The organism is Cedecea neteri (genome assembly GCF_000758325.1).
Classification (GTDB): Bacteria; Pseudomonadota; Gammaproteobacteria; order Enterobacterales; family Enterobacteriaceae; genus Cedecea; species Cedecea neteri_B.
On sequence record NZ_CP009459.1, the window covers coordinates 3,020,815 to 3,034,096 of the forward strand.

At 56.3% G+C, this 13,282-nt stretch carries 11 protein-coding genes; 7 read left to right on the forward strand and 4 right to left on the reverse strand.

Translation table 11 applies throughout. The features are described 5' to 3' along the window. The first annotated feature begins 94 nt into the window (after positions 1–94). From LH86_RS14275 to rimL, 4 genes are all read left to right on the forward strand, one after another. A complete protein-coding gene (locus tag LH86_RS14275; protein ID WP_039302523.1) occupies positions 95–1,264 on the forward strand; it encodes a pyridoxal phosphate-dependent aminotransferase in 1,170 nt (389 codons plus the stop codon). A 12-nt stretch (positions 1,265–1,276) separates the two neighbouring features. Further along, positions 1,277–2,053, forward strand: coding sequence for a transporter substrate-binding domain-containing protein (locus LH86_RS14280; protein ID WP_039302526.1), 777 nt, complete (start codon positions 1,277–1,279; stop codon positions 2,051–2,053). 254 nt (positions 2,054–2,307) lie between these two features. Further along, complete coding sequence (locus tag LH86_RS14285; RefSeq protein ID WP_039302529.1) at positions 2,308–3,963, forward strand: glucan biosynthesis protein D; 1,656 nt, start codon at positions 2,308–2,310, stop codon at positions 3,961–3,963. 193 nt (positions 3,964–4,156) lie between these two features. Beyond that, the gene (gene rimL, locus LH86_RS14290; protein ID WP_039302533.1) at positions 4,157–4,711 is read left to right on the forward strand and encodes a 50S ribosomal protein L7/L12-serine acetyltransferase; all 555 of its coding nucleotides are present in this window, start codon (positions 4,157–4,159) and stop codon (positions 4,709–4,711) included. Here the strand turns inward: rimL and ydcK are convergent. Beyond that, complete coding sequence (gene ydcK / locus LH86_RS14295) at positions 4,708–5,634, reverse strand: YdcK family protein (RefSeq protein ID WP_039306203.1); 927 nt, start codon at positions 5,632–5,634, stop codon at positions 4,708–4,710. The genes rimL and ydcK overlap by 4 nt on opposite strands. Positions 5,635–5,747: 113 nt before the next feature. Here ydcK and tehA point away from each other — a divergent pair, with 113 nt between their 5' ends. Together tehA and tehB are read left to right on the forward strand one after the other, a co-directional pair. Continuing rightward, positions 5,748–6,740 carry a dicarboxylate transporter/tellurite-resistance protein TehA gene (tehA, locus tag LH86_RS14300; protein WP_039302535.1) on the forward strand — a complete coding sequence of 331 codons (993 nt, stop codon included), beginning with the start codon at positions 5,748–5,750 and terminating at the stop codon, positions 6,738–6,740. Beyond that, entirely contained in the window at positions 6,737–7,330 is a 594-nt protein-coding gene (gene tehB, locus LH86_RS14305; RefSeq protein WP_039302538.1) for a tellurite resistance methyltransferase TehB, read from the forward strand. The genes tehA and tehB overlap by 4 nt, the downstream gene beginning before the upstream one ends. A gap of 114 nt (positions 7,331–7,444) precedes the next feature. On the opposite strand, the gene pepT is transcribed toward tehB, so the two are convergent. After that, the gene (pepT, locus tag LH86_RS14310; RefSeq protein ID WP_039302541.1) at positions 7,445–8,674 is read right to left on the reverse strand and encodes a peptidase T; all 1,230 of its coding nucleotides are present in this window, start codon (positions 8,672–8,674) and stop codon (positions 7,445–7,447) included. Positions 8,675–8,793: 119 nt separating this feature from the next. Here pepT and LH86_RS14315 point away from each other — a divergent pair, with 119 nt between their 5' ends. Further along, positions 8,794–10,389, forward strand: a complete 1,596-nt coding sequence (locus tag LH86_RS14315; protein WP_039302544.1) for an ABC transporter substrate-binding protein — start codon at positions 8,794–8,796, stop codon at positions 10,387–10,389. Between the two features lie 126 nt (positions 10,390–10,515). Here LH86_RS14315 and celB read toward each other — a convergent pair whose 3' ends face one another. Then, a complete protein-coding gene (gene celB, locus LH86_RS14320; protein ID WP_039302547.1) occupies positions 10,516–11,883 on the reverse strand; it encodes a PTS cellobiose transporter subunit IIC in 1,368 nt (455 codons plus the stop codon). Positions 11,884–11,974: 91 nt separating this feature from the next. Further along, on the reverse strand, positions 11,975–13,276 hold the full coding sequence (locus tag LH86_RS14325) for a 6-phospho-beta-glucosidase (RefSeq protein WP_039302550.1): 1,302 nt from the start codon (positions 13,274–13,276) through the stop codon (positions 11,975–11,977). Between the last annotated feature and the right edge of the window lie 6 nt (positions 13,277–13,282).

The following is a 13,282-nucleotide window of genomic DNA, read 5'->3' on the forward strand; positions in this document are numbered from 1 at the left end:
TTTTCGCATGGCTATTATGACAACAATTCGATTGTCGTGGCAATGGCGGCGATATTGAATAGTTATGCAAATCGCATCACGTTCAGGAGCCGCTATGGCCATACAAACCCCGGTACAACAACGTTCAAAATTGCCGGACGTCGGAACCACGATTTTTACGGTGATCGGCCAGCTTTCCGCGCAGCACAAGGCGATAAATCTTTCTCAGGGTGCCCCCAACTTCCCGTGTGACCCAAAACTGATCGCCGGCGTCACCAAAGCCATGCAGGAAGGGCATAACCAGTACGCCCCGATGACCGGCCTGGCATCCCTGAAACAGCTGATTGCCGATAAAGTGGCGAGCCTTTACGGGGCCGTGTATGACCCTGCAGAGGAGGTGCTGGTCACCGCCAGCGCCAGCGAAGGGCTTTATTCTGCCATCGGCGGCCTGGTACATCCCGGCGATGAAGTTATCTATTTTGAGCCATCTTTTGACAGCTACGCACCGATTGTCCGCCTGCAGGGCGCCAAACCGGTGGCGATCAAGCTGAGCCTGCCGGATTTCACCGTTAACTGGGACGAAGTGCGGGCGGCGATTACGCCACGCACGCGGATGATTATCGTGAACACGCCGCATAACCCAAGCGGGCAGGTGTTCAGCGCCCATGACCTGGAAATGCTGGCGGCGCTAACCCGCAATACCGACATCGTGATTCTGTCCGATGAAGTGTATGAACACATTGTCTTTGACGGCAAAAAGCACCACGGCATGGCGACGCACCCGCAGCTGGCCGAGCGCAGCGTGGTTGTGTCGTCATTCGGTAAAACCTTCCACGTCACAGGCTGGCGGGTCGGGTATTGCCTGGCCCCGGCGGCGCTGATGGATGAGATCTGCAAGGTGCATCAGTTCCTGATGTTCTCCGCCGACACGCCGATGCAGTATGCGTTCGCCGACTATATGAGCGATCCGCAAACTTATCTTTCACTGGCGGCGTTTTATCAGCGCAAGCGTGATTTAATGCAGTCTTTGCTGGCTGATTCGCCGTTTGAACTGCTGCCGAGCGGTGGGTCATTCTTCCTGCTGGCCCGCTTCGGGCACTTCAGCGATGAGTCCGACAGCGAGATGGTGAAGCGGCTAATCACCGATTACGGCGTGGCGACCATTCCGCTCTCCGCGTTTTATACCGATGGTACTGACAATAAAATTATCCGGCTCTCATTTGCCAAAGATGAAGCTACATTACGGGCGGGCGCTGAGGCGCTGTGCCGGGTTAAGCCACGCTGATAAGGGGTCATGATGAAAAAAGTTTATGCGCTAAGTTTGCTTCTTGGGCTGTGTTCTTCGTTTTCTGCGCTGGCAGCCGGTGAGCTGCGCTATGGCCTCGAAGCGGAATATCCCCCGTTTGAAAGCCGCAACAGCGCGGGCGAGCTGGAAGGGTTTGACGTCGAGCTGGGGAAAGCCATTTGCCAGGCGGCCAGCCTCAAATGTACCTGGGTTGAAACGTCGTTCGATTCGCTGATCCCAGGGCTGGTGGCGAAGAAGTTTGACGCCATCAACTCGGCAATGAACATCACCGAGCAGCGCCGCAAGAGTATTGATTTTACCCAGCCAATCTACCGTATCCCGTCTCAACTGGTGGGCAAAGAAGGCAGTGGCCTTGAAGCCACGCCGGAAGGGCTGAAAGGCAAAACCATCGGCGTGCTCCAGGGCTCCATTCAGGAAACCTATGCCAAAGAGCACTGGGAAAAGCAGGGCGTGAACGTCGTGTCGTACAAAGACCAGAACATGGCCTGGGCTGATTTGCTGAATGGCCGTATTGATGCCTCGCTGGTGATGTCCGCTGCGGGCCAGGCTGGCTTCCTCAGCACGCCGCAGGGTAAGGGCTTTGGCTTTATCGGCAAGCCGGTTAGCGACGACACCATCCTCGGCAGCGGGATTGGTTTTGGTCTGCGTAAAGGTGACGCGGTCACGAAAAAAGAGCTGGATGCGGCCATAGATAAAGTGAAAGCCGACGGCACCGTGACGAAGCTTGCACAGAAGTTCTTCCCTGGCATCGACGTTAGCGTGAAGTAACGTTTATCAGGGCTCGTCGGCACAATGGCTGACGGGCCTTGAACGCTTTTTTCGCCAGGCCATGGCGAATTTTTCGGTGATATCTGGTTTCCTGAAAAAAAACTTTCGTTCCTCCCCCAAACGCCTTCTCCGCCCATTGGATTCACTGTGAATTTTGTCTAGAGTGTGCGGTCGTACAGGTAGCAGTCTCTTGCCGCTGTTCTTCCCGCCGGGAGGAACAAAACACATCGACACATAAGGACGATTTCTCAGGCATGAATCGCAGACGTTTTATCCAGGCCTCTATGGCTCTCGCCGCTGCCTGCGGCACGCCAACCCTTGCCACGCTGTTCTCCCGAAGCGCCTTTGCTGCCGAATCAGGTATCGCAGACGGGCATTCAACCGCCTTCGATTTTGCGGTGCTTCAGGGCATGGCGCACGACCTGTCGAAAAAACCATGGGGCGGTGCACCGCGCGCGCTGCCCAACACGCTGGCTAACCTGACGCCTCAGGCTTATAACGCCATTCAGTACGACGCCGATCATTCGCTGTGGAACAACATCGAAAACCGCCAGCTTGACGTGCAATTTTTCCACGTCGGCATGGGGTTCCGCCGCCGCGTCAGAATGTTCTCGCTGGATTCCGCCACCCATCAGGCGCGCGAGATCCACTTCCGCCCTGAATTGTTTAACTACAACAATGCCGGCGTGGACACCAAACAGCTCGAAGGCCAGACGGATCTTGGTTTTGCCGGCCTGAAAGTCTTCAAAGCACCTGAGCTGGCGCGACGTGACGTCGTGTCCTTCCTCGGGGCAAGCTATTTCCGCGCCGTAGACAGCACATACCAGTACGGCCTTTCCGCCCGTGGCCTCGCGGTGGATACCTTCACCGACACGCCGGAAGAGTTCCCGGACTTCACCTCGTTCTGGTTCGAAACGCCGAAAGCCTCCGACACGACTTTTGTGGTCTATGCCTTACTCGACAGCCCGAGCGTGACCGGCGCGTACAAATTTATTATCAGCTGCGAAGCCGAGCGCGTGGTGATGGAGGTGGACAACCACCTTTATGCCCGTAAAGACGTCAAGCAGCTGGGCATCGCGCCGATGACCAGCATGTTTGCCTGCGGCACCAATGAACGCCGGACCTGCGACACCATTCACCCGCAAATTCATGACTCCGACCGCCTGGCCATGTGGCGCGGTAACGGCGAGTGGATTTGCCGCCCGCTGAATAATCCGCAGAAACTTCAGTTCAACGCCTTTATGGACGAGAACCCCAAAGGCTTTGGCCTGCTGCAGCTGGATCACGACTTTGCCAGCTACCAGGACATCATGGGCTGGTACAACAAGCGTCCGAGCCTGTGGGTGGAGCCGCGTAACAAGTGGGGTAAAGGCACCGTTGGCCTGATGGAAATCCCGACCACCGGCGAAACGCTCGACAATATTGTCTGCTTCTGGCAGCCGGAAAAACCGGTCAAAGCCGGGGATGAGTTCGAGTTTAAATATCGCCTCTACTGGAGCGGTCTGCCGCCGGTGACGACGGATCTGGCCCGCGTTTACGCCACCCGCACCGGGATGGGCAGCTTCCCGGAAGGCTGGGCGCCGGGCGAACACTTCCCGGAGAAATGGTCCCGCCGCTTTGCTATCGACTTTATCGGGGGCGACCTGAAAGCCGCCGCGCCGAAGGGCATTGAGCCGGTGATCACGCTCTCCAACGGCGAAGCGAAACAGATTGAGATCCTCTACGTAGAACCGTTCGACGGCTACCGAATTCTGTTTGACTGGTACCCTACCAACGACTCTACCGACCCGGTCGAGATGCGCATGTTCCTGCGTTGCCAGGGCAAAGCGATCAGTGAAACCTGGCTTTACCAGTACTTCCCGCCGCCGCCGGACAAACGTAAATACGTCGACGACCGCGAAATGCGTTAATCACCAGCCCCGCCGCGTAAAAGCCGCGGGGCTTTTTTATGCCCGTTTCACCGTCTCGTCCTCTTATTGCATAAATACTCTTTCATAATGAATTTCTATATGTTCACTTTTGGCGGTGTTTTAAATCTCGTGCGTTGCCACAAAAAAGTGACATAAGATAACTGTCACCTTCTAATAAAAGCGGGAGTCGCGCGTGGAACAACAGCAGGCCTGGCAGGATGAAGTGATCGCGGTTAATGATGACATCGAGCTGCATTCGGTGAATGAGCGGTTCGTCAAAGACGTTTTTGTCCTGGTGCAGCGTAACAAGAGCTGGCTGCAAAAGGCGATGAACTGGCCGCAGTATGTTGTTTCCGAGGACGACACCCGCAAAACGCTGCAGGGGAACTATGTTCTCCACCATAAGGGCTACGCGAAGATGTTTATGATCCTCTATCGCGGCGAGCTGGCGGGCGTCTTTTCCTTTAACCAGATAGTCCCGACCGACAAAACGGCCTACATCGGCTACTGGTTAAGCGAGGATCGGCAGGGCAAGGGGATCATTTCCGCCGTGATTGAGGCCGCGATCGGCAAGTATGCGGGGGAAGGGACGGTGCGCCGGTTTGTCATCAAATGTATCGTCACCAACCGGGCCAGTAACCGGGTGGCCCAACGCAATGGCTTCTCCCTTGAAGGCTGCCTGAAACAGGCCGAGTTTCTGAACGACGAGTTCCACGATCAGAATATTTACGGGCGCATTGTTGATTAAAAAATGCCGTAAAACGGCGTGCGGGTAATTCGCTGTGCGCCATTAATATCCTTCATGCCGCGAAGATGAATCAGTTCGCCGCCAAAGCCTTCCACCGCCGCCTCATCATAAATCTGCACGTTGTTTTCGATGAGCACGTTACCCATCACTTTCGCCTCGCCATACACTTGCACATTGTTGTCCAGCAGAACCGGGCCGCCGATAAGCGCCGCGTTACCGTAGACCTGGACGCGGTGCTTGAGCACGCAGTCGCCTTCAATAAGGGCGTTGCCGTAAACTTGAGAAGAGTAGCGGATGGTCGGGATCTGGCTGTCGCCGCTGCCGGCAATAATACGTGCGTTACCGGACACCTGTGCACAGTCACAAACCCAGACATTGTTCTCTGCATTGCCTTCAATTACGGCGTTATCAAAAATGGCTGAGCGGTGTTCGACAAAGGCGTTGTTCACGCGGGCGTGGCCGTAGATTTGCGCCTGATGGACGATGCGTGAGGCCAGCACCGTGGCGTTCCCGTAGATTTGCAGCCGCATTTCTGTATCTTCGGTCAGCCCCAGCACGGCAATCACCTGGCTCTGCTGCAACACGCGGGCCGAGCCAGAAATAAAGCATTCGCCGCTGATGCGGGAATCCTCGACCCGCGCGTTGCCTCCCACTTTTGCGCGATGGCAGATTTCAGACTCACCGCGGATTTTGGCGTCGTCTTCAACGCGTGCACCGTTCCAGGCCAGGGCGTCAGGCTCAAGCCAGCAGCTTCCCGCGTGGCTTAAGTTCGCTTCTTCTTCAATCCAGCCGCCGCATTGCCCGGCCACGACGTTGCCGAAAGCGTAAAGCGCCTCAATTTGCCAGAGTCGAACTTGCCGCTGTTCGCCATCATGCTGATAATCATGAAGCCGTGAAACGTCCGTAAGCCGATATTTTTTCATGGTGATTTCTCGCTGTGCACTGCTGATAAACGTAGCAGGTAATTCACCGGCGTAGCGTTTGGCGGCGTAATCGCATAAAATGCATTTAAAATACATTTTAAAAAATAAACAAAATGAATAAACCGACCACCGGCAGCTTTATCAATCTTCCCGCAGGCTACTTTGGCATGGTGCTGGGCATCATCGGCATGGGGTTTGCGTGGCGATATGCCGCCACGATTTGGCCGGTGCCGTCTTTTATCGGTGAGACGCTGGTGGCGCTTGCCGCAGGCATCTGGCTGCTGCTGGCGTTAGCGTTCGTGACGCGTCTGGTGCGCTACCCGCACAGCGTGCTGGCAGAAATTCATCATCCTTTAATGAGCAGCTTCGTGAGCCTGTTCCCGGCGACGACCATGCTGGTGGCCATCGGCGTGGCCCCTTATCTACGCCCGCTCGCCGCAGTGATGTTTGGCTTTGGTGCCGTGGTGCAGCTTTGTTATGCCGCCTGGCAATCCGCCGGATTATGGCGGGGCACGCACCCGCAGGATGCCACGACGCCGGGGCTGTATTTGCCCACCGTCGCCAATAATTTTATCAGCGCGATGGCCTGCGGCGCGTTGGGTTATCACGACCTGGGGATCTTGTTCCTTGGGGCCGGTGTGTTTTCCTGGCTCAGTCTGGAACCGGCGATTTTGCACCGTATGCGCAGCGCCGGGGAACTGCCCACGCCGGTGCGCACATCGCTGGGCATTCAGCTTGCCCCTGCCTTGGTGGCCTGCAGCGCTTACCTTGCCGTGAATGGCGGCGTGACGGATTTCTTTGCCAAAATGCTGTTTGGCTACGGCCTGCTGCAACTGCTTTTCATGCTGCGCTTAATGCCCTGGTACCTGGCGCAGCCGTTCAATGCTTCTTTCTGGAGTTTCTCATTCGGTATTTCTGCGCTGGCCACCACGGCGCTCCATCTGAGCGCGGGCAGCGGGGACGGGCTGTTTCACGTCATTGCCGTGCCGCTGTTTATTTTTACTAATGTGATTATCGGCCTGCTGCTGGCGCGTACTTTTATCCTGCTAATGCAGGGAAAATTGATTCTGCGCACCGCGCGGCCTGAAAAAAAGGATCTGTCATGACCGAGAAGTCTGAAAGCTATTACAGCGAAAAATACGGCTTAACTGCCACACATTCTGATGTACTGAACGCCGTGAAGTACGTTGCGCCAGGCAAAACGCTGGATCTTGGCTGCGGCGGCGGGCGCAACAGCCTGTACCTGAACCAGAAAGGGTTCGACGTCACCGCCTGGGATAAAAACCCGATGAGCATCGCCAGGCTGAATCAGATTATCGAAACAGAAGGGCTGAAAAACATTGTCACCGCCGAGGCTGACCTTAACCAGCTGAGCTTTGACGGCGAGTACGACTTTATTCTCTCCACCGTGGTGATGATGTTCCTCGAGCGAAGCACGATCCCAGGGCTTATCGCCAATATGCAGCGCTGCACCAAACCCGGCGGCTACAACCTGATTGTGGCGGCCATGGATACCGAGGATTTCCCGTGCACGGTCGGCTTCCCGTTTGCCTTTAAAGAGGGGGAGCTGCGGAACTACTACGAAGGATGGGAACTGATTAAATACAACGAAGATGTGGGGCAGTTGCACAAGACCGATGAGAACGGCAACCGCATCAAGCTGCGTTTTGCCACGATGCTGGCGCGTAAGAAGTAAATGTAAAAATTAACCCTCACCCCGTCCCTCTCCCTGGAAGGGAGAGGGGGAATTAAAGCGTTCTCTGTATGAATTCCCTCTCCCTTAGGGGAGAGGGTTAGGGTGAGGGGAAAATTACTTCGCCGCCAGCAGGCAAAGCTTCAGCGCCACATTGTAAGAAGCCTCGAACGCCCGCAGCGGTAAAAACTCAAATCGCGAATGGAAATTGTGCGCGCCGGTAAAGAAGTTCGGCGTCAGCAAGCCTTTAGCCGAAAGCGCCGCGCCATCCGTGCCGCCGCGCATTGGGATCACCTTCGGCTCAATCCCCAGCTCATCCAGAGCGGCAAAAATCAAATCAATGGCCCGGCGGTCATCGGTAATGGCGTTACTGATGTTGCTGTACGTATCGCTGATGCTGAACTCGACGCGTGCAGTCGGGTATTGCGCAGCAATCTTCTGCGCCACTTCGCCAATTTGCTGTTTGCGGCGTTCAAAGTTGGCCAAATCGAAGTCGCGAATATTTGCCTTCAGCAGCGCTTCGCTCTGTGAAGCCTGCATCCCGTTAAACCAGACGTAACCTTCACGCCCTTCGGTGTGTTCTGGCGTCTGTTGGCGGTCAAAATGGCTGATGTAGTCCATCGCCATCAGCAGCGGGTTCACCAGTACGCCTTTGGAGGACATCGGATGGCTGGTGACGCCGGTGAATTTTAGCTCCGCGTGGGCAGCGTTGAAGTTTTCATACACCACTTCGCCCAGTTCGCAGCAGTCGATGGTCCACGCGAAATCGACGTCAAAACGCGCCAGATCCAGCGCTTTGGCGCCACACAGGCCAATTTCTTCATCCGGGACGAAGGCCACCACAATGTCGCCGTGTTGGTGCTCTGCAGTCAGGTTCTCCAGCAGCGTCATCACCACCGTGACGGCGGCCTTGTTGTCCGCGCCCAGCACGCTGGTGCCGTCGCTGAAGATAATCTCTTCCCCAGGCCAGGCGTTGATTTCAGGGTGTTCCGCCGTGCGCAGCCAGATGTTCTCTTTGGCGTTCAGGCATAAATCTTCGCCCGTGAAGCGGAGGATCTGCGGATGGATATCCGGGGAAAGGCCAACGTCAACGGTATCAATGTGTGTAATGAACCCCACGCGCGGCGCGCCGGCCACGTTGCCTTTCTTCACGGCGGTGACCGTGGCGTGCTCATCAATCACAATATTTTCAAGTCCCAGCGTACGCAGTTCTTCAGCGAGCATACTGGCCATTTCGTGTTGCCCTGGGGTACTGGGCAGGCTGCTGACGCGCGGGTCACTTTGGCTGGTCACCGCCAGATAACGAAAGAAGCGTTGGGTGAGCTGCTCGCTGAGCGACGAAGACATAGTGTTTCCTTATTGTTCGATGTTGTTTGTTGGCAATGTAAATTTAATGTTATTTATTAAGGCGCTTTGCACAAGCTTTATTCATTCAGGGTCAGGACAAACACCACAGGAAGACAGCGATGAAAACAAAGATTACAACGCTTGCACTTGCCGTAGCGGCGCTCTCTATCAGTACCAGCGTGGCGGCCAGCACGCTGGTTTATTGCTCCGAAGGCTCACCGGAAAACTTCAACCCGCAGCTCTATACCTCGGGCACCAGTGTGGATGCCAGCGCGGTGCCGGTTTATAACCGGCTGGTGGATTTTAAAGTCGGCACCACGGAACTGCAGCCCAGCCTGGCCGAAAGCTGGGACGTCAGCGAGGACGGCAAAGTCTATACCTTCCATCTGCGCAAAGGTGTGAAGTTCCAGAGCAACAAATATTTTAAGCCCACCAGAGATTTCAACGCGGATGACGTGATTTTCTCGTTTATGCGCCAGAAAGATCCGAAGCATCCGTATCACAACGTCTCCAACGGCAACTATTCCAACTTCGAAAGCCTGGAGTTTGGCAAGCTGATCACCGCGATTGATAAAGTGGATGACAACACCGTGCGCTTCACGCTGGCACACCCGGAAGCGCCGTTTGTCGCGGATTTGGGCTGGTATTTTGCCTCGATTCTCTCTTCCGAATACGCTGATGCCATGATGAAGGCTGGCACGCCTGAGCGCGTTGATTCCGACCCCATCGGCACAGGGCCGTTTGAGCTGAAGCAATACCAGAAAGACTCCCGCATTCTCTATACCGCTTTCCCTGATTACTGGCAGGGCAAATCAAAAATCGACCGTTTAGTGTTCTCCATCACGCCGGATGCCTCGATTCGCTACGCCAAGCTTGAGAAAAACGAATGCCAGGTAATGCCGTTCCCGAACCCGGCGGATTTGCCGCGCATGAAGGAAAACAAAGACATCACGCTGATGCAAAAAGCGGGGCTGAATACCGGTTTTCTGGCTTTTAACACCCAGAAGCCGCCGCTGGATAATGTGAAAGTGCGACAGGCGCTGGCAATGGCGATTAACAAACCGGCGATTATCGAAGCGGTGTTCCACGGCACGGGCATCGAGGCGAAAAACCTGCTGCCGCCGGGCGTGTGGAGCGCGGACGACAAGCTCAAAGACTACGATTACGATCCTGAAAAAGCGAAGGCGCTACTCAAAGAAGCCGGGTTTGCCAACGGCATGAGCATTGACCTGTGGGCGATGCCGGTGCAGCGTCCGTATAACCCGAACGCTAAACGTATGGCGGAGATGATTCAGGCGGACTGGGCGAAAGTTGGTGTGACGGCGAAAATTGTCACCTACGAATGGGGCGAATACCTCAAGCGAGTGAAGGGCGGCGAGCACCAGGCGGCGCTGATGGGCTGGACGACGGCCACCGGTGACCCGGACAACTTCTTCGGGCCGCTATTTACCTGCACATCGGCCAACGGCGGGTCTAACTCATCCAAATGGTGCTATCAGCCGTTTGATAAGCTGATTCTTGAAGCCCGTGCCGAGGGGAACCACGATAAGCGAGTCGAACTCTACAAAGAAGCGCAGCAAATGATGCACGACCAGATGCCTGCGGTGATGATTGCCCACTCCACGATTTTCGAGCCGGTGCGTAAAGAGGTGACCGGGTATGAAATTGACCCGTTCGGGAAGCACATTTTTTATCAGGTGGATGTGAAGAAGTAAGTCGGCTGAAGGTCCCTCTCCCTTTGGGGAGAGGGAATAAAAAAGATTGCATGCCGTTTTCCCCCTCGCCCCCTTGGGGAGAGGGCCGGGGTGAGGGGCTTTACCCACTCGCAGCCAAATAAACCGCTACACCGTACTCCGCTCACTCACCGCCTCAACCGGCGCAGCTGCCGTCGCCTGATTCGCCTGCTGTTCCTCGCGGAACTTCAGGTTATCCCAGACCCGGAAGAACGGGTAATACATCACCAGCGAGATAGCCAGGTTCACAATCTGCAGAATCGAGCCGGAAATATGGCCGCCCGTCGCCAAATAGCCGCTGACGATAATCGGCGTCGTGAACGGCAGCGCAATCCCTGCAGGTGGCGCAACCAGGCCTGTTGCCATCGCCGTGTAGGAGACAATAACCAGCACCACCGGGGTCAAAATAAACGGCACCACCAGGTACGGGTTCATCACCAGCGGAATGCCAAACACCATCGGTTCGCTGATGTTAAACAGGCTGCCCGGCGCGGCAATCTTACCCAGTTGCTTCATCTGCACGCTGCGGCTGCGGATCAGCATAAAGATCACGAGGCCTAGCAGCGCCCCGGTGCCGCCAGGGGCGATCCACAGGTCGTAGAACTGCTGGGTAATGATGTGCGGGATAGGCAGACCGTTCTGGAATGCCGCCAGGTTCTCGGACATATTGGTCAGCCAGACCGGGCGGATAAACACCAGCACGATGGTGTCGCCGTGCAGGCCGAGCGTCCACAGAATGCCAATCAGGATCACCGACACAATCATTCCCGGTAACGAGCCGCCAATGTGGCTCATCGGAATGCCGACCAGATCCGTGATCATAGTGTTGATGTCACCAAACGGCGTGGCTTCCACCAGCAGGCGAAGCGCCAGCACCACCGCCAGCACGCAAAAACCCGGCACCAGCGCGAGGAACGATTTTGCTACCGCAGGCGGCACACCTTCTGGCATGCGGATCACCAGATTACGGTTGCTGATAAACCGGTAAATCTCGGTAGAAAGCAGGGCGATCAGAATCGCGACAAACAGCCCCTGACTGCCAATTTGCCCCATCGGCAGCACGCCCTTCACGAACTCAGCGGGCCCGCCGGACGGCGGCGTGAACATAATGTTCTGCGGGATGGTCATGATAAAAGCGACCAGTGACACCGCCCCGGCGGTGAGCGGGTCGATAGTGCGGTATTTTTCGGCCAGACGATAGGCGATCCCGAAACTCGAAATAATCGCCATGATGTCATAGGTCGCTTTCACCGGATAAAGCAGCTTGGTCTGCCACGTGGCCCCAAACAGATCGGTCATTAGCTGGGGGTAACCCGGCACCGGCAGATAGGCGAAAATCAGGAAGAACGAGCCAATCAGCATGAACGGCATGTTCAGAATGATCCCGTCGCGGACGGAAAGCACGTGCTTTTGCCCGGCGATTTTCAGCGCCACGGGCAGCACATATTTTTCAAGAAACGATTTCTTTGCGGACACGGTTACCCCTGTCCCGGCGCATGGCCGGGCATTATTGTTATTGATTTCTGTTGTGGGGTGGGCGTAAAGCATCGCCCACCGGTAATCGGCGCTAATTAAACTGCGGCAGCCACGCCTTGTTGCTTGCAAGCACTTCGTCGAGCAACGTCTGAGCGATATTCACGTCAGCCACCAGCGGGTTCGCTATCAGCGCCAGGAGCGCCTGCTGCTTATCGCCGTGAACCGCCGCTTCAATCGTCAGCCGTTCAAAGTCTTTCACCTGCTGAGTCAGGCCATTCATCAAAGGAGGAAGTTTGCCAAAGGCCAGCGGATGAGCCCCCAGCGCATCGATCACGCAGTTGGTTTCGATCACTGCGTCGTCCGGTAGCCCCTGAATAGCGCCGTTGTTGGCGGTATTCACCACCATCTGTTTGCCGAGGTTGTTGTGCAGGGCGTCGATAAGCTCCAGGGCCACTTCCGAGTAGAACGAGCCGCCGCGCTGGCTCAACTGCTCCGGCTTTTTGTCGAGCTGCGGGTTGGCGTACAGCTCAAACAATTCGGCCTCGACTTTCATCACCTGTTCAGCGCGCGTACCTTTCCCGTTGGCCGCATCCGCCAGCTCGTCTTTGAGCATGGTGCGGGTTTGCCAGAAGTAACGATGGTACGGGCAAGGGATCGCTTTCAGGGCACGCAGCAGGGCGGGCGGCCACGGAATCGCTTTAATGTTGTTCATCGACAACTGCTCGCCGTCGCACAACATTTCAATCACCTCGGCGGTCGCGTCACGGCCATCGGCAATCACCTCGTGCACCCACACCATGTGGTTGAGCCCGGCGAAGCGCAGCGTGACTTTGTCGTAAGGCAGTTGAAGCATGTCAGCGATGGTGTGGTGCATCGTCACCGGCACATTGCACAGGCCCACAATCTTCGCGGAGCTGTAGCGGGAAACCGCCTCGGTGACGATCCCTGCCGGGTTGGTGAAATTAATAATCCACGCATTCGGGGCCAGATGCTCCACGCGTTTAGCAATGTCCAGCATCACCGGAATGGTACGCAGCGCTTTGGCAAAACCGCCGACGCCGGTGGTCTCCTGGCCCAGCAGCTCGTGGCTGAGGCCCAGGCGTTCGTCGGCGGCACGAGCGGGCAGTTGCCCCACGCGAAGCTGGGTCAGCACAAAGCTGGAACCCGCAATCGCGGCGTCTGGTTCGTAATGTACCGTCACTTTGACCTGCTCCAGACCTTTGCTGTCGAACATGCGACGAGCCAGCGCGGCGATGATTTCCACCTTCTGGCGGCCCGCTTCTACATCCACCAGCGCCAGCTCCGTCATCGGCAGGGCGGCATGGCGCAGGATCAGGCCTTCAATCAGTTCCGGGGTGTAGCTGCTGCCCCCGCCTACAACGGTAATTTTCATTGGTTT

Excerpts from the sequence above, each read along its gene's own strand:
- LH86_RS14280 (WP_039302526.1), top strand. The coding sequence starts at position 1,277 with ATGAAAAAAGTTTATGCGCTAAGTTTGCTTCTTGGGCTGTGTTCTTCG.
- pepT (WP_039302541.1), bottom strand. The coding sequence starts at position 8,674 with ATGTCTTCGTCGCTCAGCGAGCAGCTCACCCAACGCTTCTTTCGTTAT.
- LH86_RS14285 (WP_039302529.1), top strand. The coding sequence starts at position 2,308 with ATGAATCGCAGACGTTTTATCCAGGCCTCTATGGCTCTCGCCGCTGCC.
- LH86_RS14315 (WP_039302544.1), top strand. The coding sequence starts at position 8,794 with ATGAAAACAAAGATTACAACGCTTGCACTTGCCGTAGCGGCGCTCTCT.
- LH86_RS14325 (WP_039302550.1), bottom strand. The coding sequence starts at position 13,276 with ATGAAAATTACCGTTGTAGGCGGGGGCAGCAGCTACACCCCGGAACTG.
- tehA (WP_039302535.1), top strand. The coding sequence starts at position 5,748 with ATGAATAAACCGACCACCGGCAGCTTTATCAATCTTCCCGCAGGCTAC.
- ydcK (WP_039306203.1), bottom strand. The coding sequence starts at position 5,634 with ATGAAAAAATATCGGCTTACGGACGTTTCACGGCTTCATGATTATCAG.
- LH86_RS14275 (WP_039302523.1), top strand. The coding sequence starts at position 95 with ATGGCCATACAAACCCCGGTACAACAACGTTCAAAATTGCCGGACGTC.
- tehB (WP_039302538.1), top strand. The coding sequence starts at position 6,737 with ATGACCGAGAAGTCTGAAAGCTATTACAGCGAAAAATACGGCTTAACT.